The 26,673-nt window shown below is 69.6% G+C and carries 18 protein-coding genes; 10 read left to right on the forward strand and 8 right to left on the reverse strand.

Annotated elements, in window-relative coordinates:
- Positions 1-205: 205 nt before the first annotated feature.
- Positions 206-505, forward strand: coding sequence for a DUF4148 domain-containing protein (locus GD429_RS11555; RefSeq protein ID WP_152857053.1), 300 nt, complete (start codon positions 206-208; stop codon positions 503-505).
- A gap of 107 nt (positions 506-612) precedes the next feature.
- Here the strand turns inward: GD429_RS11555 and GD429_RS11560 are convergent, their stop codons facing one another.
- Both GD429_RS11560 and GD429_RS11565 read right to left on the reverse strand, forming a co-directional pair.
- On the reverse strand, positions 613-2,394 hold the full coding sequence (locus tag GD429_RS11560) for a diguanylate cyclase domain-containing protein (RefSeq protein WP_152857054.1): 1,782 nt from the start codon (positions 2,392-2,394) through the stop codon (positions 613-615).
- Positions 2,391-3,521 carry an extracellular solute-binding protein gene (locus GD429_RS11565; protein WP_152857055.1) on the reverse strand — a complete coding sequence of 377 codons (1,131 nt, stop codon included), beginning with the start codon at positions 3,519-3,521 and terminating at the stop codon, positions 2,391-2,393. Before GD429_RS11565 ends, GD429_RS11560 begins: the two co-directional genes overlap by 4 nt.
- Before the next feature lie 630 nt (positions 3,522-4,151).
- Here GD429_RS11565 and GD429_RS11575 point away from each other — a divergent pair.
- The 4 genes from GD429_RS11575 (at position 4,152) to GD429_RS11590 (ending at position 8,529) form a co-directional block, all read left to right on the forward strand.
- Positions 4,152-5,585, forward strand: a complete 1,434-nt coding sequence (locus GD429_RS11575) for a PLP-dependent aminotransferase family protein (RefSeq protein ID WP_152857177.1) — start codon at positions 4,152-4,154, stop codon at positions 5,583-5,585.
- A gap of 106 nt (positions 5,586-5,691) precedes the next feature.
- Complete coding sequence (locus GD429_RS11580) at positions 5,692-6,093, forward strand: hypothetical protein (RefSeq protein ID WP_152857056.1); 402 nt, start codon at positions 5,692-5,694, stop codon at positions 6,091-6,093.
- Between the two features lie 211 nt (positions 6,094-6,304).
- The gene (locus GD429_RS11585) at positions 6,305-8,089 is read left to right on the forward strand and encodes a nitrite/sulfite reductase (protein ID WP_152857057.1); all 1,785 of its coding nucleotides are present in this window, start codon (positions 6,305-6,307) and stop codon (positions 8,087-8,089) included.
- Positions 8,086-8,529: a DUF934 domain-containing protein gene (locus GD429_RS11590; protein ID WP_152857058.1), complete on the forward strand. Its 444-nt coding sequence runs from the start codon at positions 8,086-8,088 to the stop codon at positions 8,527-8,529. The genes GD429_RS11585 and GD429_RS11590 overlap by 4 nt, the downstream gene beginning before the upstream one ends.
- An 81-nt stretch (positions 8,530-8,610) precedes the next feature.
- Here the strand turns inward: GD429_RS11590 and GD429_RS11595 are convergent, their stop codons facing one another.
- The 6 genes from GD429_RS11595 to GD429_RS11630 form a co-directional block, all read right to left on the reverse strand.
- Positions 8,611-9,894, reverse strand: a complete 1,284-nt coding sequence (locus GD429_RS11595) for a virulence factor family protein (protein WP_152857059.1) — start codon at positions 9,892-9,894, stop codon at positions 8,611-8,613.
- On the reverse strand, positions 9,891-12,485 hold the full coding sequence (gene mprF / locus GD429_RS11600) for a bifunctional lysylphosphatidylglycerol flippase/synthetase MprF (protein ID WP_152857060.1): 2,595 nt from the start codon (positions 12,483-12,485) through the stop codon (positions 9,891-9,893). The genes GD429_RS11595 and mprF overlap by 4 nt, the downstream gene beginning before the upstream one ends.
- Before the next feature lie 553 nt (positions 12,486-13,038).
- The gene (locus GD429_RS11615) at positions 13,039-17,226 is read right to left on the reverse strand and encodes a bifunctional nitrate reductase/sulfite reductase flavoprotein subunit alpha (RefSeq protein WP_152857062.1); all 4,188 of its coding nucleotides are present in this window, start codon (positions 17,224-17,226) and stop codon (positions 13,039-13,041) included.
- Positions 17,227-17,242: 16 nt separating this feature from the next.
- A complete protein-coding gene (gene nirD / locus GD429_RS11620) occupies positions 17,243-17,587 on the reverse strand; it encodes a nitrite reductase small subunit NirD (protein ID WP_047903106.1) in 345 nt (114 codons plus the stop codon).
- A gap of 38 nt (positions 17,588-17,625) precedes the next feature.
- Positions 17,626-20,217: a nitrite reductase large subunit NirB gene (gene nirB, locus GD429_RS11625; protein WP_152857063.1), complete on the reverse strand. Its 2,592-nt coding sequence runs from the start codon at positions 20,215-20,217 to the stop codon at positions 17,626-17,628.
- 21 nt (positions 20,218-20,238) lie between these two features.
- Complete coding sequence (locus GD429_RS11630; RefSeq protein WP_152857064.1) at positions 20,239-21,567, reverse strand: MFS transporter; 1,329 nt, start codon at positions 21,565-21,567, stop codon at positions 20,239-20,241.
- Positions 21,568-22,221: 654 nt separating this feature from the next.
- On the opposite strand from GD429_RS11630, the gene cobA reads away from it, so the two are divergent.
- From cobA to GD429_RS11660, 5 genes are all read left to right on the forward strand, one after another.
- On the forward strand, positions 22,222-22,983 hold the full coding sequence (gene cobA / locus GD429_RS11640; protein WP_152857065.1) for a uroporphyrinogen-III C-methyltransferase: 762 nt from the start codon (positions 22,222-22,224) through the stop codon (positions 22,981-22,983).
- Between the two features lie 165 nt (positions 22,984-23,148).
- Entirely contained in the window at positions 23,149-23,745 is a 597-nt protein-coding gene (locus tag GD429_RS11645) for an ANTAR domain-containing response regulator (protein WP_152857066.1), read from the forward strand.
- Positions 23,746-23,750: 5 nt separating this feature from the next.
- Positions 23,751-24,803, forward strand: coding sequence for a CmpA/NrtA family ABC transporter substrate-binding protein (locus tag GD429_RS11650; protein ID WP_152857067.1), 1,053 nt, complete (start codon positions 23,751-23,753; stop codon positions 24,801-24,803).
- A 127-nt stretch (positions 24,804-24,930) separates the two neighbouring features.
- On the forward strand, positions 24,931-25,530 hold the full coding sequence (locus GD429_RS11655) for a uracil-DNA glycosylase family protein (RefSeq protein ID WP_152857068.1): 600 nt from the start codon (positions 24,931-24,933) through the stop codon (positions 25,528-25,530).
- Between the two features lie 92 nt (positions 25,531-25,622).
- Positions 25,623-26,564 carry a helix-turn-helix transcriptional regulator gene (locus tag GD429_RS11660; protein ID WP_089452764.1) on the forward strand — a complete coding sequence of 314 codons (942 nt, stop codon included), beginning with the start codon at positions 25,623-25,625 and terminating at the stop codon, positions 26,562-26,564.
- Positions 26,565-26,673: the final 109 nt, after the last annotated feature.

The raw sequence follows: 26,673 nt of genomic DNA on the forward strand, positions 1-26,673 counted from the left end.
GCCCCCGCCTGCCCCACCGCGCCCTTGCAAATCCGGCAATATCGAATGGGGACAGAAGGTATTTATCCCGGAATTATTACCCCAGCCGCAACGATCTTTCGCCGAAATCCACGTTTACCCTAGGGCGGCCGACGCCTACGATGTAATCAACCGCTTACGACATGGTGTCGAACGCGGAAAGCCAAGACAAACATCGGAGGTCATCATGAAATCGCTCGTTTCCGCAGTCGTTGCCGCTGTCGCCCTGTCCGCCTCGTTCGGCGCATTCGCCCAAAGCACCGTGACCCGCGCCCAGGTGCGCGACGAACTGGTCCAGCTCGAAAAAGCCGGCTACACGCCGGGCCTGTCGAGCCCGCACTACCCGGACGGCATCCAGGCCGCACAAGCCCGCGTGCGCGCCGCCGACAATACCGGCTACGGTGCGCAACCGGCCGCGACCGTCCAGGGCGGCGCACCGGCCGCCAAGGCGCAAAGCCCGCGCGACTCGGTCTACTTCGGTCATTAAGCCTGCCGCTGCGCGCCCCGCGCGCAGTCCGCACATGCAACGAGCCCGTCCGTGACGGGCTCGTTGCGTTTGCATCGCGTGTTTTATCGGCCCGCGGTCATCGACGGTCACCGGCTGCCGCCCGATGCGACGCGGCCGGCCTCGGCCGGGTCCGTCGCGGCGGCGCCGCCGACCAGGTCCTGATAGCGCACGTACGCGCACTGCGCGGACGCCTTCGCCGCATACATCGCCGCGTCGGCCTTGACGAGCAGCTCCTCGGCCGACGAGCCGTCGGCCGGAAACTCGCTGACGCCGATGCTCGCACCGACGGCCACACGCCGGTCGCCGAACTCCAGCTCCTCGGCCATCACGATCTGGATGCGCGACGCGACATCGCCGATCATCGCCGGTGACCGCACATCCGCAATCAGCACGATGAATTCGTCGCCGCCGAGCCGCGCGACCATGTCGCCGTTGCGCAGCGCGAGGCTCAGCCGCTTCGCGACCGCGACGAGCGTGCGGTCGCCGGCCGAATGCCCGTGCTGGTCGTTGATCTGCTTGAAGCGGTCGAGATCGACGAACATCACGGCCAGCCCTTCGCGCACCGCAGTGGCATGCCGGATCGCGGCATCGAGATGCTCCATGAACAGCAGGCGGTTCGGCAGCGCGGTCAGCGGATCGTGGCCGGCGAGGTGCGTGAGCTCCTGCTGCTTCGCGCGCAGCATCGCGACCTGCGTGCGGATCTCGACACGCATGCTGTCGAAACAGCGCGCGAGCACGCCGATCTCGTCGGCACGTCCGACCGGCAGCCGTTCGGCGGCCGGATCGTCGAACACGTGCGTCGCGGCACGCGCGAGCGCCTGCAGCGGCCGCGTGATCGCGCTCGCGAACAGGATCGCGAGGATCACCGCCATCAGGCTCGACACGAGCACCATCCGGACGATCCGATCGCCGAGCACGCCGGCCGGCGCCAGCACGTCGGCAAGCGGACGCGCCATCCCGAGCACGACGAAACGGTTGCCCTCGTCGTGCCCGAACGGCGTGCGCGCGAACGCGAACATCTGCCCCGGCGCCGCGTCGGGCTGCTCGAGGCCATTGAGCGTCACGCTCGTGCGCGCGCCGTCGAACAGTTCGCGCGTGACGGCAAAACGGTCCTGCATCAGCACGCGCCGGCCGCGATCGAAGCCGAACGTCTGCGCCGGATCGGGATGCACGAGGAAATCGCCCCACTCGTTCGCGAGATACACCGCATAGTCTTCCGGCAGATCGCGTTCGAGCCGGTCGAACACGCGCGGCAGTTCGACATCGACGACAAGCGCGCCGACCGTCTGGCCCGACGTGTCGACGACCGGCGTGCCCACGCGCACGATCGGCAGCCCTTCGGCCGCGTGCGAACCCGTCTCGTGGTTGATCGCGATCGGCGACACGTAGATATGGCCGGGCGCCGTCGCGAGCGTATCGAATACGTAGGAAAACTGTCCTTTTTCCTGGTACGCGCTTTCCGGCAGCACGACGATGCCGTGCGCATCGCGATCGACGCGAATGCGCTCGAGCCCGAATTGCCCGCTCTCGATCAGGCGAATCTGCAGGTATTCCGGATGATTTTTCATGAAGCTGTAATACACCTGCTCGAGCCGCGTGTGTCGCGCGCTGTCCGGATTGTCGCTGCCCGCGACGAGCGCGGACGACGGCAACTGCGCGAGCACGAGCGCATCGGCGGCGACGTCGGACAGCGCGGTCGTGAAGCGCTGCCCGAGCAGCTGGGTCGACATCAGCAGGCTGTGCTGCGCTTCCTGCACGAGCATCGTGCGGTTCGCGTGATACGCGTAATAGCCGGTCGTGCCGGACGCGATCACGCCGATGCACGCGAACAGCGCCGACAGCTTCGACGTGAGCCCGAGCCGGATCATTTGTCGAACCGCTCCGGCCGGTCGCCCGACACGATGCGGCTCCACAGCGATTCGCGCCGCTCGATGTCCTCGACGGGCTGCAGCCACACGAGATGCTGGCTCCCGGTGTCGAGGCCCGGCGGCCGTTCGAGCGTATTCGCGAGCCCCTGGCGCTCGGTCAGCAGCGCGCCGATCGCCGGTTCGAGCATGTAGTTGATCCACGCGAACGCGAGCTCGTCACGCTGCGCGCCGCGCGTGACGGCCCAGCAGTCGAGCCACGCAAGCGCGCCTTCGTCCGGAATCACGTAGCCGACGTCCGCGCCGGCGCGACGCAACAGCTCGACCTGCTGCGTGCCGTAGTTGCCGAACATCAGCGCCGCGCGATGCCGGACGAACAGCGCGGTCGCCTCTTCGGGGAGCGTGTAGTACGTCAGCAGGTTGCGGCGCAGGTCGATCAGCTTGCGCGCGACGGCGAGCGTCTGCGCGGGCGACAGGCGAAACGGATCGGGATAACCGAGCGCCAGCGCCGCGAACGAGAAATTGTGCTGCGCGCTGTTGAAGTCGAGCACCTTGCCGCGATAGCGCGGATTCCACAGCTCGCGCATCGAGCGCGGCGCGGCCGGAACCTGCTTGCGGTCGTAGATCAACCCCATCGACGAATACGTGAACGGGATCGCATAGGTCGCGCCGTCCTGCACGAGCCCGCCGATCGTCGCGAGCTGCCGGAAGTTCGGCAACTGCCGCCGCCGGTTCGGGATGCGCGCGAGGTCGATCGGCGCGAGCAGGCGTTCGTGCGCATAGCGCTGGATCTCGGCCGTGTTCGCGGCCAGCACGTCGTACGGCGGCGGCGCCGCGCTGTGCATCCGCGCCCACAGCGCTTCGTCGGAATCGACGAACGTCACTTCGACACGCACATGAAACCGCGCCTCGAATGCGCGGACGACGTCGCGATCCGCATAACCGGGCCAGGCCAGCACGCGCAGCACGCTGTCGTTGACGGTTTCGGGAGAGTCGGCGAAAGCCGGCAGGCCGGGCGCCAGCAAGCCCAGCGTCAAGATGACGAGCAGCACGCGCACGGCGCCGCGGGCGCGCGTACGCGCGCCGATTCCCCTGATGAAACGGACCCCGTATGAATCGCCCGGCTGCATTCGACTATCCTTTTTCGAGTCGATGCGATATCCCGCAACAAGACCATAAAAAATATGGGCGCGCAATTGGAAATAGCCGCACGCGGCAGGCGTCGCGCATGCAGACGGCGACGTGCGCGACGCAGCGTCGATCCGATCTCGTTGCGGGCGCAGGAACGCGGCAAGCCGGGCGAGGAATGATCGGAAGAATGTGCGTTGCCGGACGTTGGCCGGTCCGCATCGCGATGACGGTTGCGATGACGACGCCCCGCATGCGTCGCACGAATGCCTGCGACCGTCGACGCCGATTGCGCCGGTCCGCCTCCGTCCGCGGGAATGACCGTCAGCGCCACGCCTGCGTGAACTTCGCGATCTGCTGCTTCGTCACTTGGCTCCCGAGCTACCTGCTGCAGTCGCGCGGCTTCTCGCTCGCGTCGCTCGGCACGTGGCGCATGCTGCCTGCGCTGCTCGCGACTCCCGGCGGCCGGGCTCGGCGGATATGTGCCGGGCAGCTTGTTCCGGTGCGGCCACGGCACCCTCGCCGCGCCGCCCGCGCTTTTCTTTTCGGGCCGTGCATCGGACAATGACCCGCGCCCGCCGGCGCGGCGCCACTCCGGCCCGCGCGCGGCGAAGGCGCCCCCGTCCACGCCGATGAAACGCTACGAAACCCTCGCCCACACGATCGCCGACGACATCCGCAACGGCAACCTCGCGGTCGGCACGCGCCTGCCTTCGCTGCGGCAACTCATCGCGCAGCACGGCGTGAGCCAGTCGACGGTGTTTCGTGCGTACTACCTGCTCGAACAGTGGGGGCTGATCCGTGCGCGCGAACGCTCGGGCTACTACGTCGCGCCGGGCGCAACGCCCGAAGCAGGCCCGGCCGCGAAGCGCCGCGCGAGCCGTGCCGGCGCGTCGCGCAAGGTCGACATCAGCAGCCTCGTGTTCTCCGTCCTCGACGCGGCGACGCAGCCCGGCATCGTGCCGCTCGGCTCCGCGTTCCCGTCGCCGCACCTGTTTCCGCTGCAGCGCCTCGCGAAGTCGCTCGCGCAAGCCACGCGGCTCGTCAGCCCGTGGAGCACGGTCGTCGACCTGCCGCCCGGCAACGAGGCGCTGCGTCAGCAGATCGCGCGGCGCTATCTCGCGACGGGCGTGTCGCAGCCGATCGACGAGATCGTCGTCACGAACGGCGCGCTCGAAGCGCTGAACCTGTGCCTGATGGCCGTCACGCGGCCCGGCGACGTCGTCGCCGTCGAGGCGCCCGGCTTCTATGCGGCGCTGCAGGCGATCGAGCGGCTCGACCTGCGCGCGGTCGAGATTCCCGTGGATCCGCGCACGGGCCTCGATCTCGATGCGCTCGCGAACGCGCTCGACCGGCACGACATCCGCGCGTGCTGGTTCATGACCAATTTCCAGAACCCGACCGGCGTCACGCTGTCCGCCGAAAAAAAGCGCGCGCTCGTCGACCTGCTCGCGGCGCGCGAGGTGCCGCTGATCGAGGACGACGTCTACGGCGAACTGCATTTCGGCCCCGACTATCCGTTGCCGGCGCGCGCGTTCGACCAACAGGACCTCGTGATGCACTGCAGTTCGTTCTCGAAGACACTCGCGCCCGGCTACCGGATCGGCTGGGCCGCCGCCGGCCGGTTCGCGGAGAAGGTGCAGCGGCTCAAGCTGATGACGACGCTGTCGGCAAGCATTCCCGCGCAGGCCGGCATCGCGAACTATCTCGAGCACGGCGGTTACGACCGCCATCTGCGCAAGCTGCGCGGCGCGCTGCACACGCAGCTCGACCGGATGGACGATGCGCTGCGGCGCTGGCTGCCGGCCGGCGTCGAGTGGGCGCGGCCCGAAGGCGGGTATTTCCTGTGGCTCGCGTTCCCCGAAGCGATCGACGCGATGGAACTGCATCGCCAGGCGATCGCGCGCGGCATCAGCTTCGCGCCGGGGCCGCTGTTTTCGGCAACGCACGGCTTCGAACGCTGCGTGCGCGTGAACTTCGGCCATCCGTGGAGCCACGACATCGAGCGCGCGATCCGCGTGCTCGGCGAACTGGTCGCGCAGCCGCCGGTTCGCAAGGCCGGTTGAAGCGCGCGATGGGCACGATGCGCGCCGCCGGCGCGCGGGCCACGGCCATGCAGCCAATCCGCGCGCGGGTTACATTGCCGGTCTCGCCGCTTTTTCAAGAATTCCCATGAGCCAACTGCCCTACCTCGATCATGACGCGCTGTTGAAACTGACGGCCGATGCGGCGCATGTCACGCAGCCTTGCACGTGCACGAAGACCTCGCTCGCCGGATGGACGAGCCTGCCGCTGTCGCTGCCGGAAGCGCAACTGACCGAAGTAGCCACGCTCGCGCCGCCCGGCGATACCGGGCCGACCTATGCGGAATATCATCCGGCCGGTACGCGCTACGCGTCGGACGAGGCACCGATCGCGCTGCGTCATTTCCCGTACAACCGCTGCAACGTCAGCCGCTGCCGCTCGTGCGGCCGCCTGTTCCTGCGCTATCAGGAAGGCGGCGGCTACTTCATCGACCAGCGCATCCGCGCGCTCGATCCGGCGCTCGTCGTCGACGCCGACGCCGACGCATAAGACACATCAACCGGCCATGGGCATGCACGACGCATGCCCGGCCCGCCGCGCTGGCCACGCACCCGCCATCTGCTGCGCCCTTTTCGTCCCTATCTGCTGCTTGTCCCGCCGCACCGCGTTCCCTACGCTGTCTTCCGTTGCCCGACATCCGTCGCAACGCCCCTTCGAGCCATGCGCATGCCGCGCCGCGGCTCCTCTCGCGTATCACGTCATGTATCGATATACCGAATTCGACCGGGCGCTCGTGCTGAGCCGCGCCGCCCAGTTTCGCGACCAGCTCGAACGCTGGCAGCACGGCACGCTGAGCGAAGACGCGTTCCGGCCGCTGCGCCTGCAGAACGGCTGGTATGTGCAGCGCCACGCGCCGATGCTGCGCGTCGCCGTGCCGTACGGCGAGCTGTCGAGCGCGCAGCTTCGCGTGCTCGCACGGATCGCGCGCGACTACGACGTGCCCGACGACGCCACCTACCGCGCCGCGAGCGATGCGCAGGCGCTGCTCGGCACGCTGCGCCTGCCGACCCGCAGCGCGCACTTCACTACGCGCACCAACGTGCAGTTCAACTGGATTCCGCTCGCGAAGGCGGCCGACGTGATGGACCTGCTCGCGACCGTCGACATGCACGGCATCCAGACGAGCGGCAACTGCATCCGCAATATCTCGTGCGACGAGCGCGCGGGTGTCGCGCCTGACGAGATCGCCGATCCGCGCCCGTTCGCCGAAGTGATGCGCCAGTGGACGACGCTGCACCCCGAGTTCGCGTTCCTGCCGCGCAAGTTCAAGATCGCGATCACCGGTGCGACCGAAGACCGCGCGGCGACCGACTGGCACGACGTCGGGCTGAAGCTCGTGCGCGACGACGCGGGCGAACTCGGCTTTCGCGTGAGCGTCGGCGGCGGGATGGGCCGCACGCCGATGATCGCGACGCTGCTGCGCGCGTTCCTGCCGTGGCGGCACGTGATGAACTACATCGAGGCGATCGTCCGCGTGTACAACCGCTACGGGCGGCGCGACAACAAGTACAAGGCGCGGATCAAGATCCTCGTCAAGACCGAGGGGCAGCGCTACATCGACGACGTCGAGGAGGAGTTCCGCCAGATCGTCGACCATGACGGCGGCCCGCACACGATTGCGCAGGCCGAATTCGATCGCGTCGCCGCATCGTTCGTGCCGCCGCGGCTCAAGCCGCGCACGCTCGACCTGCACGACGCGAATGCGCGCTTATCCGCGCAGGCCAGCCGTCATCCGGCATTCGCGCGCTGGCTCGCACGCAATGTCGCCGATCATCGCGATCCGGCGCTGCGCATCGTCACGCTGTCGTTCAAGCGCCGCCTGCAAGCGCCCGGCGACGCGTCGCCGGACCAGCTCGACGCGCTCGCCGATCTCGCCGACCGCTATTCGGCCGGCGAGGCGCGCGTCACGCATACGCAGAACGTCGTGCTGCCGTGGGTACATGTCGACGACCTGTTCCTGCTGTGGGAAAACGCACGCGCGATCGGTCTCGCCAGCGCGAACGTCGGGCTGCTGACCGACATGATCGCCTGCCCGGGCGGCGACTTCTGCGCGCTTGCGAACGCGCGCTCGATCCCGATCGCCGACGCGATCGCCGAGCGCTTCCAGGATCTCGACCTGCTGCACGACGTCGGCGACATCGATCTGCACATCAGCGGCTGCATCAACTCGTGCGGCCACCATCACAGCGGCCACCTCGGCATCCTCGGCGTCGACAAGGACGGCGCGGAGTGGTACCAGGTGACGCTCGGCGGGTCGGACGGTTCGATCGCGAGCGGCCCCGCGCAGCCGGGCAAGGTGATCGGCCCGTCGTTCTCGGCGGACGAAATCGTCGATGTCGTCGACGCGATCGTCAACGCGTATCTCGACGCGCGGATCGAGGCGAACGGCCGCAGCGAACGATTCATCGACACGGTGCGCCGCATCGGCGCGGAACCGTTCAAGGCCGCCGCGAACGACGCGCGCCACCAGGCGGAGCACGCATGAAACCAGCCAGCGACAACGCAAGCACGAACGCACGCATCCGGCTGCTGACGCCGGCCGAACACGCGGGCGATACGCAGGAACACGACGATTCGACGCTGACGATCGGCAACGACGAGGAACTGCCGCCGCTTGCCGCGCGGATCGCACAGGCTTCACGCATCGACCTGCAGTTCCCGTCGTTCACCGACGGCCGTGCGTACAGCCAGGCATACCTGCTGCGCAAGCGCTTCGGCTTTGCCGGCGACCTGCGCGCGACCGGCGACGTGCTGGTCGACCAGTTGCTGCTGATGGAACGCACGGGGTTTTCGAGCGCGGTGCTCGGCGACGACACGGACATCGCGGCCGCGCGGCGGCAGCTCGACCGGTTTCCGGGCTTCTATCAGCGCGATGCGAGAACGGCAACGCCGCCGCACGGCACGGCGACGCAGGCTTCAAAATGAAACGGGCGGCACGCTGGCCGCCCGTACGATGAACCGGAAGCAAACCGGCCGGCGCCCGCCGCGAAGCGCGGGCACCGGCGTTCAGCGCGCCGCCACCGGCTTGCCGAACCCGCCGAGGATCTTCTTCTCGAGCGCGATGTAGTCGCGGCCGAAGTGGTGATCGCCCTGCGTCTTGATCACGTCGGCGCCCGTGTTCACGAGCGCCGGACACATCGTGTCCTTCTCTTCCGCGCCATAGAAGCACTGCACGAGCTGCGGCGGCACCTTCGCGATTTCCGGCGCGACCTTCAGCGCGTTGTCGCTCGCGGGCATGCCGAGCCAGCCCGTCACGCGGATCTGGAAATCGGCGGACGGCGCGAAGCCGAGCAGCGACATCACCGCGACCTTGTCGCGCAGGTCGGCCGGCAGCCGGTTGTACGCGAACGGCATCACGTCGGCGCCGAACGAATAACCGACCAGCGCGACACGGTTCGCATGCCAGCGCGCCATGTACGTGCGCATCACGCGCGCGAGATCGCGGCTCACCTGCGCGGGCGGCTTCTCGCTCCAGAAATAGCGCAGGCTGTCGATGCCGACCACCGACACGCCGTCGCGCTGCAGCGCCTCGGCGATCGTCTTGTCGAGATCGCGCCAGCCGCCGTCGCCCGAGATCACGATCGCGAGCCGATCGCTGCCGCCCTTGGCCGGCAGCTCGACGAGCGGCAGGTCCGACACGTCGAGTTCGTCGCCGCTGCTGCTGTTGTCACGCAGGTGCGACGCGACGAGCGACACGAGTTTCGTGGTATCGCCCGCGGCAGCCGTTTCGACGAAGCCCGGCATCGCGCGGCGCACGATCGTCGGATCGGGCGGGCACGGCTTGAAGCGCGGATCGAGCTTCGGTGCCGGGGCGACCGATACGACGCCGGCGATCGTGCTCTCCGGCGCCATCGCCAGGATCTGCTTCGCGATCGCACCGCCCCGGCCCACGCCCGCGACGATCGGCGTGAAATAGCGCGACGACTGCGCGAGGCGTTCGAGCTGGTGGCTGACCGCCTCGGCGTCGCCGTCGAGGTGATGGCAGGTCTCCTGCTTCGCAGCGAGGTTCGTCGCATAACGCTCGGAATCGACGCCGACCGTCATCGCACCGGCCTTCGCGAGCGCATCGGCGGCCTGCTGATCGGCGGCATTCCAGCCGGCCTCACGCGAGAACAGCACGACGAAGCCGCGCAGCGGCCCGCTCGGCCTGGTCACGGTGACGGGCCCATAGCGGCCGCCCGACACGGTTTCGGCCTTCACCGCGGCCGGTTGCGCAGCGCACACGGCGCCGGCCAGCATCATTCCCGCGCAGGCGGCTGCCGCCCGCGCGATTCTGTTCTTCGACATCATGAACGCCGACCTCCAGCCAGCAATGACAGATCCGCAAGCGTGACGAACACGCCGACCGAGCCCGAGGCCGCGAGGTAACGCGGCTCCCAGTGCGGTTCGAACTTGCTCTTGAAAGCGCGCAAGCCTCGGAAGTTGTAGAAGCGGCCGCCGAAGCGCCAGACCATCAGCCCGAGCCGGTGCCACGGCGACGGCATCTTCGCCGCCCCCATCCCCGAGAACGGCGCGATGCCCAGGCTCAGCTTGCGGAAACCCGCTTCCTTCAGATGCAGCGCGAGCTGCGTAAACAGATATTCCATCGCGTACGGCGACGCGTCCGGCAGATGGCGCATCACGCCGACCGTCGCCTCGGTGTTGAGGTCGGTCGTCATGAACGTGACGAACGCGATCGGCTTGTCGGCCTGCCGCACGAGCATCACCGACTGCGTCGCGAGATAACCGTCGTGGAACGCGGCAACCGAGAAGCTCTTCTCGCGCGCGTCGCGGCTGTCGAGCCAGCCGTCCGAGATGTCGCGCAGCGCCGGCAGCGCGAGCGGCACGTCGCCCGGCGCGATCACCTCGACCGTCAGTGCGTCCTTGTCGCCGCGGCGCAGCGCGTAGCGCAGGTGCGAGCGGTTCGAGCCCTTCAGGTCGAACTGGTCGAGCGCGATATGCGCTTCCTCGCCGAGCTTCATCAGCGTGAGCCCCGCGTCGAGATACAGCGGCAGCGCGTTCGCGCGCACCTGGTAGAACGCCGCGCGGCCGCTGTGCGCGTGCGCGAGCGCAATGAACTTGCCGATCAGCGCCGGCCATTCCTCGCGCGGCCCGACCGGGTCGTGCAGCGCGGCCCACGTGCGGCCGTACTTCGCGTACATCAGGAACGCCTGGCGCGATTCGGAGAACAGAAACGACTTGTCGCCCATCAGCGCGAGGCCCGCATCGCTGCATTCCTGCGCGCGGATGATCCGTTCGGCATCGAACAGATCCTGCGGCGCGGGCTTCACGAAACGGCCGGGCGCCGGGCGCAGCAATTGCCACAGCGCGAACATCGCGACGAACACGCCGGCCGCGAGCGTCGCGCGCAGCGCACGCGGCGCGCGCGCGTCGAACGAGAAATGCGACCACAGCTCGCGTGTGTACGGCACGTCGCGGAACGCGAAGAACAGCACCCACACGGCCAGCATCAGCACCATCGTCACCGACACGAACCAGCTCACCGTGAAGCGCTCGGCGAGCAGCGACGAATGACGGTTGAAGCGGCGGCGGCTGACGAGCAGCAGCACCAGCAGCGTGCCGAGCACGCCGGCCTCGACGAACGCGAGGCCCTTCGCCAGCGACAGCGCGAGGCTCGCGAGCGTCAACGCGAAGGTCATCCACCATGCGCCGTCGAGGCGGCGCAGCAGCCCGCGCGCGACGAACAGCAGCGCGACGCCGAGCACGCTGCAGATCACCTGCGAGCCTTCGAGCACCCACAGCGGCACGAGGTGGCGCAGGATCGCGATCCGGTGCCAGAACGCGGGCGTCGCGCTCGAGATCACCAGCATGCTGCCGACCGCGAACGTCACGAGGCTCAGGAACAGCGGCGCGAGCAGCGACACGCGCGCGGCCTGCCGCGTCACGAGCCGGCGCCTCAGCGCGCGGCCCTCGAAACCGGCCAGCAGGCCGGCCGACAGCACGAGCGGCACGCCGAAATAGATCGCGCGATACGCGATCAGCGCGGCGACCATCGCGTGCGCGGGCACTTCGCGGCCGAGCGTGAAGACCATCGCGGCTTCGAACACGCCGATCCCGCCCGGCGTATGGCCGATCATCCCGAGCAGCAGCGCGGCCGCGTACACGGTGATGAAGGTCGGGAAGCCGACCGGCGCGGCCGGCAGCAACACCCACAGCGTCAGGCCCGCGGCGACCACGTCGAGCACCGCGTAGACGACCTGCGCGACGAGATCGCGCCGCGCCGGCACGTCGAACGACAGCCACTTGAAGCGCGTGACGACCGGGCGCGCGGTGTTGCCGCACATGACGACCAGCGCGGCCAGCACCACGAGCAGCGCCGCGCCGCCCCAGGTGAGCACGCCGGGCGCGACGTGCAGCATCGCGGCGAGCGCCTCCGGCACGCAGACCATGCCGACCGCCGTCATCAGCACCATCGCAAGCGCCAGCGTGCCGCTCGTGAATACCGTCATCCGGCCGATCTGCGCGGGCGTGACGCCCGACACGCCGTACACGCGCGCGCGAACCGCGCCGCCCGTCAGCGCGCCGAAGCCGGTCGCGTTGCCGAGCGCGGATCCGGCGATCGCGCCGATCCACAGCGCGGCGCGCGGCACCTTCGCGCCGACATAACGCAGGCCGACCGCGTCGCGGGCGACGAGCGCGAGATAGCTGAGGGCCGTCGCGGCCAGCGACGCGCCCCATTCGCCGACGGACATGTGGCGCAACTGGCGGATCACCGACCGGTAGTCGACGGATTCCGACAGGTGCTGGAAAACGACGATCAGCAGCAGGCCGATGCCGAACGCGAGCAGCGGCGACAGCACGCGCTCGTTGCGAACCAGCGCCGAGACACGGGCGATCGCCGCCGCGGCACGGCCCGGCGACCCAGGGTGGCGGGAAGACATAGGTTGTTCAGTGGTGGTGCATAGCGAGTCGCGGCGCGGGATGGCCCGGCGGCGACATATCTGGTTGTTCTGCGTGGGCGGTCGGCCGAAGACGGAGGCAGGTGGCGCCTGGATCAGAACTTACGAGTATACGGAATTTATATTACAGAATCTTTCAGGTCCGCATTGTGGGGTTTTGTGGCACGCGGGACGCGTCAACATCGCATCAAAATCATGCGACCGATCAACGCAAGGTGCGCATCATACCGGGAACCGGGGCGGTTTTTTCATCTGATGAATGACGGACCGCGTATTTGGGGGAATTTCTCCCGGCCGGGCTGCGCGGGCGAGCACGAAATCACCGGCGGGCCCCTCGCGCAGCCACGACGCCGGCAACCTCGGCACGACGCACTGCCCGATCCCCATCGTCACGGTCCGGCTCGCCGCTTCGACCCCCGGCGGCGGAAACGCGTTGCAGAACGGCCATCCCGGCAGCCCGGATCGCCGCCGGCTGGCCGGCCACCGTGCCGGGACAGCAAGCCGGCACGGCTGCGTCAAGCCGCTCCGCCTGCGCTCAATACACGTCCCGCATATAGCGCCGCGCCTTCGCGAGCCGCGCGACGTAGTCGTTCGCGTCGTCGTCCGACATCCCGCCGTGCTCGGCGACGACCGCCTTCAGCGCCGTATCGACGTCCTTCGCCATCCGCGACGCGTCGCCGCACACGTAGAAGTGCGCGCCTTCCTCCAGCCATGCGAACAGCTCGGCGCCCTGCTCGCGCATCCGGTCCTGCACGTAGATCTTGTCGGCCTGGTCGCGCGAGAACGCGAGATCGAGCCGCGTCAGGAAGCCGCTGTCGTGCATCGCGCCCAGTTCGTCGCCGTAGTAGAAGTCGGTCTGCGCGTGCTGCTCGCCGAAGAACAGCCAGTTGCGGCCGCGCGCGCCGCGCGCCTGCCGCTCGTGCAGGAAGCTGCGGAACGGCGCGACGCCGGTGCCCGGGCCGACCATCACGATCGGCACGTCGCCGTTCACCGGCGGCCGGAAATGCGCGGACTTCTGCACGAACACGGGCACGCGGCCGTCGTCCGCGCGATCGGCGAGAAACGTCGACGCGACGCCTTTGCGCGCGCGCCGGCCGTTGTGATAACGCACGGCCGACACGGTCAGGTGAATCTCGCCCTGGTGCGCGCTCGGGCTCGATGCGATCGAATAAAGGCGCGGCTGAAGCCGCTTCAGCATCCCGACCAGCTCGGTGCCCGACAGCTCGACCGGAAACTCGTGCAGCACGTCCGCAAGCTGCTGCCCCCACAACCATTGCTTCAGGTCGCCCTTGCGCTCGTCGCCGAGCAGCGACTTCAGCGCGCCGTTCGCGCTGCGCGACGCGATGAACGCGAGCGTATCCGGATGCGGGCGCGTGATGTCGAAGTGGCGCGCGAGCGCATCGCCGAGCCGCACGTCGCCGACACCCGCCACCGACACGGGCGCGTCGGCCTTCAGCGCGGTGACCGACAGCAACTCGTCGACCAGCTCCGGGCAATTGGTCGGCCACACGCCGAGCGCGTCGCCGGTTTCGTATTCGAGGTTCGCGCCTTCGGTCGACAGCGACACATAACGCGTGTCCTTCGCGGCGCCCGGACGGTTCAGCCGCAGGTTCGCGACAAGCTTCGACGGCGCCGGATGCGCCTTCGACGGCAGCAGCCCCGACGGGCTCATTCCGCCGGACGGCACCGCGTGCAGCGCGGCATCGGCCTCCTTGATCCGCGCGACGACGCGTTCGAGCCACTGGTCCGCATCGTTCTGGAATTCGACGTCGCAATCGACCCGCGCGCACAGGCGCGCCGCGCCGAGTTCCGCGAGCCGCGCGTCGAGCCGGCGGCCGTGGCCGCAGAACTGGTCGTAGTTGCGATCGCCGAACGCGAGCACCGCGAAGTGCACGCCGTCGAGGCGCGCGGCGCTGCCGGCCTGCAGCGCGTCCCAGAATTCGCTGCCGTTGTCGGGCGCGTCACCGTCGCCGAACGTGCTCGTCATCAGCAGCACGTATTGCGCGCCCGCGAGCGACGCGACCGGATAGTCGGACATGCACGCGGTGCGGATCTCGAAGCCCGCGTTCATCAGCTGCGTCGCGTAATCCTCGGTCAGCGATTCGATGTTGCCGGTCTGCGACGCCCACAGCAGCACGACCTTCGGGCGCGTGCGCACGATCCGCACGCCGCCGGGTGCGGCGGCATCGGCCGGCAGTGCCGGTGCGGCGGCAACCTGCGAACTCGCGGGCAGCGAACGGCTGAACAGGCCCGCGAGCATCCCGTCGAGCCAGAACCGCACCGGCGGCGTGAGCGGCGCGCCGGCCGGCAGCACCGGCACGCCGCCCTCGCGCCGGCCGGCGCTCGCCTTCAGCCCGCTGACGAGGCCGGCCACGTACAGCCGCTCGGTGTCGGTCAGCGGCGGCGGCCCGAGGTCGGTCACGCCGAGCGCGGCCGCGAAAGTGTCGATGTCTGCCATGTCGGATTCCTGTGAAGCAGTGGCCTGCACCATCGCCGAAGCGGGCCGTGCGTCGGCGGCGCATGCATCGGGTTGCGCCGTCTCGTCGTCGGCGGACGCGAACGCGTCGGTCTCGACGCGCCGCAGCGCGACCGCGCAATATTTCAGTTCGGGTTGCTGCGATTCGGCATCGATCGCATCGTTCGTCACCGCGTTGATGCACAGGTCGTCGCCGTACACATCGTTCCAGTGCATCGGCGCGAAGCAGTTGCCGCGCCGCACGCGCTCGGTCACGACGGCCGGCAGCACCGCGCGGCCGCGCGCCGAACGGACCTCGACGCTGTCCTTCGCGGCGATGCCGAGCGCGCTCGCATCGTCCGGGTGAAGCTCGACGAACGGGCGCGGGTTCAGCTTGTTCAGCATCGCGACCTTGCCCGTCTTCGTCATCGTGTGCCATTGATGCTGCAGCCGCCCGGTGTTCAGCACGATCGGGAACGTGTCGTCGGGCAGCTCGGCCGGCGCGACGTGCGGCCGTGCGAAGAAGCGCGCCTTGCCCGACGGCGTCGGGAACGCGAGATGCGGCGCATCGCGCCCGTCGGCCGCCGTGCGCGGCGTCTGGCTCACGCCGTCGTTCAGGTAGCGGATCGGGTGCCGCTCGCGCGCGGTGCCCGGCGCGACCGGCCACTGCACCGGGCCGTCGCGCAGCGCCGCATGGCTCGCGCCGCGCAGGTCGTAGCCCGTCGCCGGATTCGAGAAACGCACGATCTCGTCGAACACGTCGGCCGCCGACGCATAGTCGAACGCGTCGCCGAAGCCCATCGCGCGCGCGACTTCCGCGACGATGCGCCAGTCGGGCAGCGCATCGCCGGGCGGTGCGACCGCCGCGTGCATCAGCGTCATGTTGCGCTCGGAGTTGACCATCACGCCGTCGCCCTCGGCCCACAGCGCGCCGGGCAGCAGGATGTCCGCGTAGCGGTTGGTCTCGGTGTCGAGGAACGCGTCCTGCGCGATCACGAGTTCCGCGGCCTGCAGCCCGGCGATCACGTTCTGCCGGTTCGGCACGGTCGCGACCGGATTCGTGCAGACGATCCAGCACGCCTTGATGTCGCCGGCCGCCATTCGCGCGAACAGGTCGACGGTGCCTTGCCCCGTCTCCTTGCGCAGCGTGCCGGCCGGCACGCGCCACAGGTGCTCGACGAAGCGCCGGTCGTCGTCGGACAGCACCGAGCGCTGGCCCGGCAGCCCGGCGCCCATGTAGCCCATCTCGCGCCCGCCCATCGCGTTCGGCTGGCCGGTCAGCGAGAACGGCCCGCTGCCGGGGCGGCAGATGCGGCCCGTCGCGAGATGCAGGTTGCAGATCGCGTTGGTGTTCCACACGCCGTGCGTGCTCTGGTTGAGCCCCATCGTCCAGCAGCTCATCCACTCCTGCGCGTCGCCGATCCATTGCGCGGCCGTGCGCAGGTCGGCTTCCGCGAGCCCGGTGATTTCCGCGACGCGCTCGGGCGTGTAGTCGGCGAGGAACGCCGGCATCGCGTCCCAGCCTTCCGTGTACGCGTCGATGAACGCGGCATCGGTGCGGCCGTTCGCATGCAGCAGGTGCAGCAGCCCGTTCGTCAGCGCGAGATCGGTGCCTGGGCGGATCTGCAGGAACAGGTCGGCCTTGTCGGCCGTGCCGGTGCGGCGCGGATCGACGACGATCAGCTTCGCGCCGGCCTTCACGCGATCCATCATCCGCAGGAACAGGATCGGGTGGCAATCGGCCATGTTCGCGCCGATCACGAAGAACAGGTTCGCGCGGTCGAAGTCCTGGTACGACCCGGGCGGGCCGTCCGCGCCGAGCGACTGCTTGTAGCCGGTGCTCGCGCTCGCCATGCAGAGGCGCGAGTTCGACTCGATGTTGTTGGTGCCGACGAAGCCCTTCGCGAGCTTGTTGACGAGGTATTGCGCCTCGATCGACATCTGCCCCGACACGTAGAACGACAGCGCGTCGGGGCCGTGCGCATCGAGCACCGCGCGCAGGCGGCGCGCGGTCTCGGCGATCGCGTCGCGCGCCGGCAGCGGCACGAGGTCGTCCTCGCGCGCACGCCGCACGAACGCGCGGTCGAGCCGCCCGGAGCGGCGCAGCGCGACGTGCGCCGACGATCCCTTCGTGCACAGCCGCCCGAAGTTGGTCGGATGGTCGGAGTCGCCGGATACCTTGACGACTTCGTCATCCTCGACGTGCAGCACCATCCCGCAGCCGACGCCGCAGTACGGGCACACGCTCTTGACGGGGGTGGCGGTCATGCGCGCTCCGGGGCGGTCAGGCCGCGATCCACACGAAGCCGTCCTCGACCCGCGACGGATACGCGCTCACCGACTGCTCGGGCGCTTCGAGACATTCGCCGGTGCGCAGGTCGAAATGCTGCTTGTACAGCGGCGACGCGACGACGACGCGCTCGCCGAGGCTGCCGATCAGCCCGCGCGACATCACGGCCGCCTGCGACACGGGATCGACGTTGTCGATCGCGAACACGCCGCCGTCGGCGTGCGCGACGTGAAATACCGCGACCTGCTCGCCGTTGACGAGAGCGCACACGCCGGTGTTCGGCACGATGTCGTCGAGCGGGCACACGCGGGTCCAGGACAGCGGAAGACGATCGTTCATGATGGGCTCCTTGGAAAAGACGCTGGTGTCGGTCAGGGTCAAACGGTTGCGGATTCGGTCACGGCCTGCGTCGCGCTTTCGGCGACGACGGGAATCGTCACGGGCTTGCCGCGCACGCGCTCGTCGGGCGTCGCGGGGCGAATCTGGCCGCGCGTCTCGACGAACGCGATGTTCGCGTCCGGCGCATCGCTGTTCACGAAGTGGCGGAAGCGCTTGCGCGTGTCGGGATCGGTGACGGCCTTCTTCCATTCGCACTCGTAGGTGTCGACCACGTGCTGCATGTCGGCTTCGAGTTCGGCCGCGATCCCGAGCTTGTCGTGCACGACCACGTCGGCCAGGTAGTCGAGCCCGCCTTCGAGGTTGTCGCGCCATACGCTCGTGCGTTGCAGCCGGTCGGCCGTGCGCACGTAGAACATCAGGAAGCGGTCGATGTAGCGCATCAGCGTGGTGCGATCGAGGTCGGACGCGAGCAGCTCCGCGTGGCGCGGCTTCATCCCGCCGTTGCCGCACACGTACAGGTTCCAGCCCTTCTCGGTCGCGATGATGCCGACGTCCTTGCCCTGCGCTTCCGCGCACTCGCGCGTGCAGCCCGATACGCCGAACTTGATCTTGTGCGGCGCGCGCAGGCCCTTATAGCGGTTCTCGAGCTCGATCGCGAGGCCGACCGAATCGTCGACGCCGTAGCGGCACCACGTCGAGCCGACGCACGACTTCACGGTGCGCAGCGCCTTGCCGTACGCATGCCCCGATTCGAAGCCGGCCGCGATCAGCTCTTCCCAGATCGACGGCAGTTGCTCGACACGCGCGCCGAACAGGTCGACACGCTGGCCGCCGGTGATCTTCGTGTAAAGCCCGTACTTCTGCGCGACCTGCCCGACCGCGATCAGCCCTTCCGGCGTGACCTCGCCGCCCGGCATGCGCGGCACGACCGAGTACGTGCCGTCGCGCTGGATGTTCGCGAGGTAGTAGTCGTTCGAATCCTGCAGCCCCGCATGTTCCTTCTTCAGCACGAACTCGTTGAAGCACGACGCGAGGATGCCCGCGACGGCCGGCTTGCACACGTCGCAGCCGAGCCCGCGGCCGTGTTTCGCGAGCAGTTCGTCGAACGTCGTGATGCGCTCGACGCGGATCAGGTGGAACAGCTCCTGGCGCGAATGCGGGAAGTGCTCGCACAGATGGTTGTTGACCGCGAGGCCCTGCTTCTTCATCTCGGCCTTCATGATCTGCGTGACGAGCGGCACGCAGCCGCCGCACGACGTGCCGGCGCCCGTGCACGACTTCAGCGCACCGAGGCTCGTCGCGCCGTCGGCGACCGCCGTGCAGATCTGCGATTTCGACACGTTGTTGCACGAGCAGATCTGCGCGCCGTCCGGCAGCGCATCGACGCCGATCGCCGGCTTCGCCGCACCGTCCGACGACGGCAGGATCAGGAATTCGGGCGACTCGGGCAACTCGATGCGGTTCAGCATCATCTGCAGCAGCGTGCCGTATTCGGCCGCGTCGCCGACCATTACCGCGCCGTGCAGGAACTTGCCGCAGTCGGACACCACGAGCTTCTTGTAGACCTGCCGGCGCTCGTCCGCATACTGGTACGTGCGGCTGCCGGCCGTCGTGCCGTGCGCGTCGCCGATGCTCGCGACGTCGACGCCCATCAGCTTCAGCTTGGTGCTCATGTCGGCGCCGGCGAACGCGGGTGCCTCGTTCGCGTCGCCGCCGAGCTGCTTCGCGACCACGCGCGCCATGTCGTAGCCGGGGGCAACGAGGCCGTACACCATGCCGTTCCACGCCGCGCATTCGCCGATCGCGTAGATGTCGGCGTCGCTGGTGCGGCATGCGTCGTCGATCGCGACGCCGCCGCGCGGGCCGACGTCGAGCCCGCATGCACGCGCCAGCTCGTCGCGCGCGCGGATGCCGGCCGAGAACACGATCATGTCGGCATCGAGGTGCGTGCCGTCGGCGAACGCCATCCGGTGCGTGCCCGCTTCGCCATCGACGATCTCGAGCGTGTTCTTGCCCGTATGCACGGTCACGCCGAGCGCCTCGATCTTCGCGCGCAGCATCCGGCCGCCGCCGTCGTCGACCTGCACGGCCATCAGCCGCGGCGCGAATTCGACGACGTGCGTGTCGAGCCCCATGTCGCGCAGCGCCTTCGCGCATTCGAGGCCAAGCAGCCCGCCGCCGACCACGACGCCGCGCTTCGCGTGCGTGCCGCACGCCTGCATCGCTTCGAGATCCTCGATCGTCCGGTACACGAAGCAGCCGGCGCGATCGTGCCCCGGCATCGGCGGCACGAACGGGCGCGAGCCCGTCGCGAGCACCAGCTTGTCGTACGCGAGCGTTTCGCCCGATACGAGCGTGACCGTATGCGCGGCACGGTCGATCGATGCGACGCGCGCGTTCAGGCGCAGGTCGAATTGCGGATGGCGCTCGAAGAAGCCGGGTTCGACGAGCGACAGGTCGTCCGCCGACTTGCCCGCGAAGAAATCGGACAGGTGCACGCGATCGTAGGCCGGGCGCGGCTCCTCGCCGAGCACGGTGACCTGCAGCGCCGCCGACGCGCCCGCTTCCGCCGCGACGCACTCGAGCAGCTTGTGGCCGACCATCCCGTGACCGATGACGATGAGTTTCATGATGACGTTTCCTTCGCTCGATCAGTTGGCGGCGTTCGCGGCGGCGGCCAGCGCGCGGTCGCGCAGCTCGGCCTCGCGAGCCTTGTGTTCTTCGGTGAAGCGCACGGCCATCGCGCACAGCGCGGTCGCGGTGACGGCGAGCCCGAGCAGGCTCAGCGTGTGCTGCACGTCGCCGATACCCTTCAGCAGGAAGGCCGCGGCGACCGCGCCGACGTTGCCGCCCGCGCCGACGATCCCCGCAACGCCGCCGAGCGCCTTGCGGTCGATGAACGGCACCAGCGCGTAGGTCGCGCCGCAGGCCATGTGCGTGAACAGGCCGAAGGTCAGCATCGCGACGAGTGCGATGCCGACGCTTTGCGCATGCGAGAACCAGATCAGCCCGAGCCCTTCGCCGACGATCAGCGCGCACAGCAGCGCCGCGCGCACGTCGAGGCTGCGGCGCGCGGCGATCTTGTCGGACAGCCAGCCGCCGAGCGCGCGGGCGAACAGCGCGAGCAGCCCGAACATGCCGGCCGCGAGGCCCGCATCCTTCAGCGACAGGCTGAAGTGATCGACGTAGTACAGCGCGGCGATGTTGTGGATGAACACCTCGACGCCGAAACACGCGCCGTACGTGACGAACAGCATCCACACGCGATAGTTGCCGCATGCAGCGACGAAGCTCGCCCAGCCGCCCTTCTTGCCGCTGTCGACCGTGATGCCCTCCTTGCGCAGCGCGATGAAGTCGCCTTGCGGGCAATCCTGCGTGAAGCGCCAGTACGCCCACGCCATCACGAGCATCGCGACGCCCGGCACGACCAGCGCGACACGCCACGACGAGCTTTCGCCGAAGCCGAGCATCAGGCCGGCGGCGACCAGCAGCGGCATCAGCGCCTGCGTCGCGCCCGCGCCCGCATTGCCCCAGCCGGCCGTCGTCGCGTTCGCGGTACCGACCACGTTCGGCGCGAACATCACCGACGTGTGGTACTGCGTGATCACAAAGCCCGCGCCGATCGCGCCGATGCCGAGCCGGCAGATCAGGAACGTCAGGTAGTCATGCGCGAACGGCACGGCGAACACGGGAATCGCGCCGAGCAGCAGCAGGCCGGCATACACGCGGCGCGGGCCGAAGCGGTCGCACAGCGGGCCGACGAGCAGCCGCACGGCGATCGTCGCGGCCACCGCGGCGATGTTGATGTTGGCGACCTGTGCCGCCGTCAGATGAAATTCGCGTGCGATGAGCGGCATCAGCGGCGCGCAAGCGAACCACGCGAAGAAGCACACGAAAAACGCCATCCACGTCAGGTGGAACGCGCGCATCGGCGCGGTGCGGAGGCTGAAGAGATCGATACGGGTAGCTTTGTCGGTCATGTCATCCGCCAAACGAAAAACGGCGTCCTGCGCACCCGGTCTCGTCGAGACCCGATGCGTAGGACGCCGTTGCCCATGAAGCCCGTTGCCGGGCGCGTATGTATTCGGTACTGCGGACGAATCGCCATTGACGCGTCCGAACCAGCTTACGCAAACGCCGTGCCATGTCGGCCCGAATCGCGCCGGCATCCCCGCTGCGCAAGGCTCGCCAGCCAGCATGCGCCGCGATCCGGCACGCGGCGCACGATGCGTCGTGAAGCAGCGAAGCACAGATGTGGTGCGCTGCAGCACTGTCGCCGTGCGACATCGCGGTGCGCGCTGACGGGGCACGATGCACGCCGATGCGGCATTGCATCTGCCTGCGCGCCGCTGCCGCGCGCACGCGCGCGGCCGTCACACGGTCGTCGCGCCACGCTCCCGCCGTGCATCGCGCCGGTTGGCCCGGATATTGCTGAACCTCGTCCATTACACCGGCAACGGCGCCGGTGGGCAGTTCCCGCAAAACCATGCCCGTCATTCACGGCGGGCCCGTCAGGACAACGGCGTCCCTCCCGTGCGCGGCACGGCCGGATGCCGGACTGTTTCTACCGCCCGCCGCCGCCGCGCAGAAAACGCGCTATCGACGGCCGCACGCACGCGGCACTGGAACACGACATGACGACAGGCAAAGTCACCTTGCTGGGCGCCGGCCCCGGCGATCCCGATCTCCTCACGCTGAAGGCCGTGAAGGCGCTGGCCACCGCCGACGTGCTGCTGCTCGACGACCTCGTCGCGCCCGGCATCGCCGAACTCGCCCCGCGGGCGCGCGTGATCCGCGTCGGCAAGCGCGGCGGCTGCCGCTCCACGCCGCAGGCGTTCATCGAGCGGCTGATGCGCCGCTACGCGTTGCGCGGCGCGCACGTGGTGCGCGTGAAAGGCGGCGACGCGCTGCTGTTCGGGCGCGCCGGCGAAGAACTCGCGACGCTGCGCGCCGCCGCGATTCCCGTGGAGATCGTCAACGGCATCTCGTCGGGATTCGCGGCCGCCGCGAGCCTCGGCATCTCGCTCACGCACCGCGAGCACTGCCAGGGCGTCACGTTCGTCACCGCGCACCGCCAGGACCACGGCGAACCCGACTGGTCGCGGCTCGCGGCGACCGGCACCACGCTCGCGATCTACATGGGGATGAGCCGCGTCGACAGCATCGCGGCGGGCCTGCTCGCCGCGATGCCGGCATCGACGCCGGCCGCGGCCGTGCAATGGGCCGGCACGCCCGACGAGCGCCGCTGGACCGGCACGCTCGGCACTCTCGCGCGCGGCATCGACGACGCGCGGCTCGGCAGCCCGGCCGTGATCCTCGTCGGCGGCGCGATCGGCGAGGCGGCCGTGCAGCACGAGGATGCCGCGCGCGACGCGGCGCTGGTCCGGGCCGCGTAGCATGCGCTGCATCACGCGGCGCCGGCCGCCCGCCTCCTCCGAATCCATTGGTCGCGTTCGCGCCGGCCGCCGGTCGCGCACGCGCGGTATCGGCGCCGCGTCCCGGCTCGGCCGTCACGCGGCGTTCGCGCGTCGCGCCGGCCTTCCGCCGCGCCCGCTCGCCTCATGAGTTCGTCCGCCTTGTCCGCCCGCCTGCGCGTGCTGCTCGTCACCGACACCGACAAGCCGATCGGCGAACTCGGCGACGCGCTCGCGCGCCTCGGCTACGAGATGCTGAACGACGTCGCGACGCCCGCGCGCCTGCCGGCGGCCGTCGAGGAGCAGCGCCCCGACGTCGTGATCATCGATACCGATTCGCCGTCGCGCGACACGCTCGAGCAGCTCGCGGTGATGAACGCGACCGCGCCGCGCCCCGTGCTGATGTTCAGCCACGACGGCGACCAGGCGCTGATCCGCGCGGCGGTCGGCGCGGGCGTCAGCGCGTATCTCGTCGAAGGATTGTCGGCCGAGCGCCTCGCGCCGATTCTCGAAGTCGCGCTCGCGCGCTTCTCGCACGACGATGCGCTGCGCCGCCGGCTCGCCGACGTCGAGCGCGAACTCGCGGAGCGCAAGCTGATCGACCGCGCGAAACGCGTGCTGATGGACCAGCGCAGGCTGTCCGAGCACGATGCGTATGCAGCGCTGCGCAAGCGCGCGATGGATCAGGGCCTGCGCATCGTCGACGTCGCGCGGCAGTTGCTCGATGCGTCACCCCAGCCATGACCGCCATGAATACTTCGCCCCCCGCCGCGCCGGAACGCGCGCATCTTCGCCTCGGGTTCGTCGCGCTGAGCGACGCGGCCCCGCTGATCGTCGCGCAGCACCTGGACCTCGGCGCGGCGCACGGCCTGACGCTCGAACTGAACCGCCAGCCGTCGTGGGCGGCCGTGCGCGACAAGCTGCTGAGCGGCGAGCTCGACGCCGCGCACGCGCTGTACGGGCTCGTCTGCGGGCTGCAGCTCGGCATCGGCGGCCCCCAGGCGGATATGGCCGCGCTGATGGTGCTGAACCGCAACGGCCAGGCCATCTCGTTCTCGCGCCGCCTCGCCGACGCGTACCACGACAGCGGCAGCGTGCGCGACGCGCTCGCGACGCTCGGCCGCAAGCCGCTGCTCGCGCAGACGTTCCCGACCGGCACGCACGCGATGTGGCTGAACCACTGGCTCGCATCGCACGGCGTCGATCCGCTGCGCGACGTGCGCAGCGTCGTGATCCCGCCGCCCGAGATGGTCGCCGCGCTCGCGAACGGCGAGCTCGACGGCTTCTGCGCGGGCGAACCGTGGCATGCGGTCGCCGAAGCGTGCCAGGCAGGCCGCACCGTCGCCGTCACGAGCGAGATCTGGCCCGATCATCCGGAGAAGGTGCTCGCGACCCGCCGCGACTTCGTCTCGTTGTATCCGGCCACCGCACGCGCGCTGATCCGCACGCTGATCGATGCCTGCGCGTGGCTCGACAGCGCCGCGCACCGCCGCGAGGCCGCCGACTGGCTCGCGTCGCCCGACGCGATCGGCGTGCCGGCGCGGCTGATCGCGCCGCGCCTGCTCGGCGACTACGGCGCGGGGCCGTTCGCGGAGCCGCCGCTGCCGATCCGCTTCCACGACGGCGGCGCCGTGAACCGGCCCGATCCGCTCGACGGCCGGTGGTTCCTGGCCCAATACCGGCGCTGGGGCATGCTCGACGGTTCGCACGACGACGCGGGGATCGCCGCGGCGATCGCGCAGACCGCGTTGTATGATGCTGCGGTCGCCGAACGCGGCGCAGCGGGCCCGTCGCAAGCGTGATGCGCGCCATGTGACGCAGTTGGCGCGCGCTCCAGGGCCGCGCCATACCGATCCGGGCCACCCGGCGGCTTTCCGCATGCGCGGCCCGGACGACACCGCATTGCCACTCCGTCCCCGCTCCGAATCGATGCCGAAACGAACGCGCGCGCCGCTCGACGTGCTGCTCACCGAAATCCGCGCGTGCCGTGCATGCGAAGCCGAGCTGCCGCTCGGCCCGCGGCCGGTCGTGCGCGCGCATCGCGACGCGCGGATCCTGATCGTCGGGCAGGCACCGGGCGCGCGTGTCCATGCAAGCGGCATCCCGTGGGACGACGCGAGCGGCAAGCGGCTGCGCGGCTGGCTCGAGGTCGATGCCGATACCTTCTACGACGAGACGCGCTTCGCGATCGTGCCGATGGGTTTCTGCTACCCGGGCCGCGGCGCGAGCGGCGACAACCCGCCGCGCCCCGAATGCGCGCAACTGTGGATCGACCGGCTGCTTGCCGAGTTGCCGTCGGTCCGGCTGACGCTGCTGATCGGCCAGTACGCGCAGCGGCATTTCCTGCGCGACACGCGCAAGGCGACGCTGACCGACACCGTCCACGCATGGCGCGACTACGGCTCCGGCGTGCTGCCGCTGCCGCATCCGTCGCCGCGCAACCAGGCGTGGTTCAAGCACCATCCGTGGTTCGACGCCGACGTCGTGCCCGAACTGCGCCGCCGGGTCGCGCCGCTGGTTGCGGGTTGATCGCCCGGCCCGGCACATCCGCGCCCATCCCCGCCGCGCCCGGTTCGCTGTACCATCGCGGCTCTACCGCGTCACGAACCGCAGAATCCTTCATGCCATCCACCGCCCCGCCGCGCCTGTACGGGATGCCCGAACGCAGCGACCGGCTCGATTTCTACATCCGCGACCAGGCGTCGCGCCAGGCGATCACCGAGCCGCACCGGCACGCGTATTTCCAGATCCAGTTCAACCTCGGCGGCGACACCGAGCAGCGGATCGGCGGCGTCACGCGGCCGTTTCCGCGCGGCGCGCTCGCGTTCGTGCTGCCGCACCGCGAGCACCTGATCCCGCATCCGGAAGGCGCGCACTTCATCGTGATCAACTTCAGCCAGGCGTTCCTGCGCGCCGATCTCGACGTCGATCCGCTCGATCTCGAGGACGTGCCCGCGCACCGCTTTCCCGAGCTGACGCCGTTCCGCTTCCAGGAGCATCTCGACTTCATCCTGACCGGCGACACGTACGACGAAGCGCGCCGCCTCGCGCTGTGCATGCTCGACACCGATCGCGTGCGCACCTTCGGCTCGACCACGCTGCTGCGCGGCTACCTGCTGCAGCTCATCGGGCTCGTCTGCACGCAGTACGCCGGCGCGCTCGACAAGCTCGCGCAGCGCGGCGCCCAGCGCGCGGGCCGGCGCGACGCACTCGCGCGCGTGCTGCGGCACGTGCGCGCGAACCTGACCCGCGAGGACCTGACGCTCGCCGCGACCGCCGAGGCCGCGTTCCTGTCGCCGAACTATCTCGCGCACCTGGTCCGCAAGGAAACCGGCAGCACGTTCACCGATCTCGTGACCGAGCGCCGGATCGCGCTCGCGCAATCGCTGCTGGCTCACACCAGCCGGCGCATCGCGGACATCGCGCGCTCGGTCGGCTTTCGCGACGAAGGATATTTCGCGCGGCGCTTCCGCGCGCGGGTCGGCGTGTCGCCGAAGGCATACCGCGACGCGAACGCCGCATTGCCGGACGGCGACGACGCACCGGCAACCGCCGACGCGTAGTTTTGTCCCGGTAAAACGCAGTTGCGTCGCATCCGGCCGCACGCGCGTCGGGTATCGTTGCACGCATGCCGGCCCGTGCGCCGCACGGGCGCCGGCATCCGTCTACCCA

The organism is Burkholderia sp. BE17, from assembly GCF_009362305.1.
In the GTDB taxonomy this organism is placed as follows: domain Bacteria; phylum Pseudomonadota; class Gammaproteobacteria; order Burkholderiales; family Burkholderiaceae; genus Burkholderia; species Burkholderia pyrrocinia_C.

What these genes read in the sequence shown, in the direction of transcription:
- GD429_RS11555 (WP_152857053.1), top strand. Translation starts at nt 206, where the DNA reads ATGAAATCGCTCGTTTCCGCAGTCGTTGCCGCTGTCGCCCTGTCCGCC.
- GD429_RS11560 (WP_152857054.1), bottom strand. Translation starts at nt 2,394, where the DNA reads ATGATCCGGCTCGGGCTCACGTCGAAGCTGTCGGCGCTGTTCGCGTGC.
- GD429_RS11565 (WP_152857055.1), bottom strand. Translation starts at nt 3,521, where the DNA reads ATGCAGCCGGGCGATTCATACGGGGTCCGTTTCATCAGGGGAATCGGC.
- GD429_RS11575 (WP_152857177.1), top strand. Translation starts at nt 4,152, where the DNA reads ATGAAACGCTACGAAACCCTCGCCCACACGATCGCCGACGACATCCGC.
- GD429_RS11580 (WP_152857056.1), top strand. Translation starts at nt 5,692, where the DNA reads ATGAGCCAACTGCCCTACCTCGATCATGACGCGCTGTTGAAACTGACG.
- GD429_RS11585 (WP_152857057.1), top strand. Translation starts at nt 6,305, where the DNA reads ATGTATCGATATACCGAATTCGACCGGGCGCTCGTGCTGAGCCGCGCC.
- GD429_RS11590 (WP_152857058.1), top strand. Translation starts at nt 8,086, where the DNA reads ATGAAACCAGCCAGCGACAACGCAAGCACGAACGCACGCATCCGGCTG.
- GD429_RS11595 (WP_152857059.1), bottom strand. Translation starts at nt 9,894, where the DNA reads ATGATGTCGAAGAACAGAATCGCGCGGGCGGCAGCCGCCTGCGCGGGA.
- mprF (WP_152857060.1), bottom strand. Translation starts at nt 12,485, where the DNA reads ATGTCTTCCCGCCACCCTGGGTCGCCGGGCCGTGCCGCGGCGGCGATC.
- GD429_RS11615 (WP_152857062.1), bottom strand. Translation starts at nt 17,226, where the DNA reads ATGACCGCCACCCCCGTCAAGAGCGTGTGCCCGTACTGCGGCGTCGGC.
- nirD (WP_047903106.1), bottom strand. Translation starts at nt 17,587, where the DNA reads ATGAACGATCGTCTTCCGCTGTCCTGGACCCGCGTGTGCCCGCTCGAC.
- nirB (WP_152857063.1), bottom strand. Translation starts at nt 20,217, where the DNA reads ATGAAACTCATCGTCATCGGTCACGGGATGGTCGGCCACAAGCTGCTC.
- GD429_RS11630 (WP_152857064.1), bottom strand. Translation starts at nt 21,567, where the DNA reads ATGACCGACAAAGCTACCCGTATCGATCTCTTCAGCCTCCGCACCGCG.
- cobA (WP_152857065.1), top strand. Translation starts at nt 22,222, where the DNA reads ATGACGACAGGCAAAGTCACCTTGCTGGGCGCCGGCCCCGGCGATCCC.
- GD429_RS11645 (WP_152857066.1), top strand. Translation starts at nt 23,149, where the DNA reads ATGAGTTCGTCCGCCTTGTCCGCCCGCCTGCGCGTGCTGCTCGTCACC.
- GD429_RS11650 (WP_152857067.1), top strand. Translation starts at nt 23,751, where the DNA reads ATGAATACTTCGCCCCCCGCCGCGCCGGAACGCGCGCATCTTCGCCTC.
- GD429_RS11655 (WP_152857068.1), top strand. Translation starts at nt 24,931, where the DNA reads ATGCCGAAACGAACGCGCGCGCCGCTCGACGTGCTGCTCACCGAAATC.
- GD429_RS11660 (WP_089452764.1), top strand. Translation starts at nt 25,623, where the DNA reads ATGCCATCCACCGCCCCGCCGCGCCTGTACGGGATGCCCGAACGCAGC.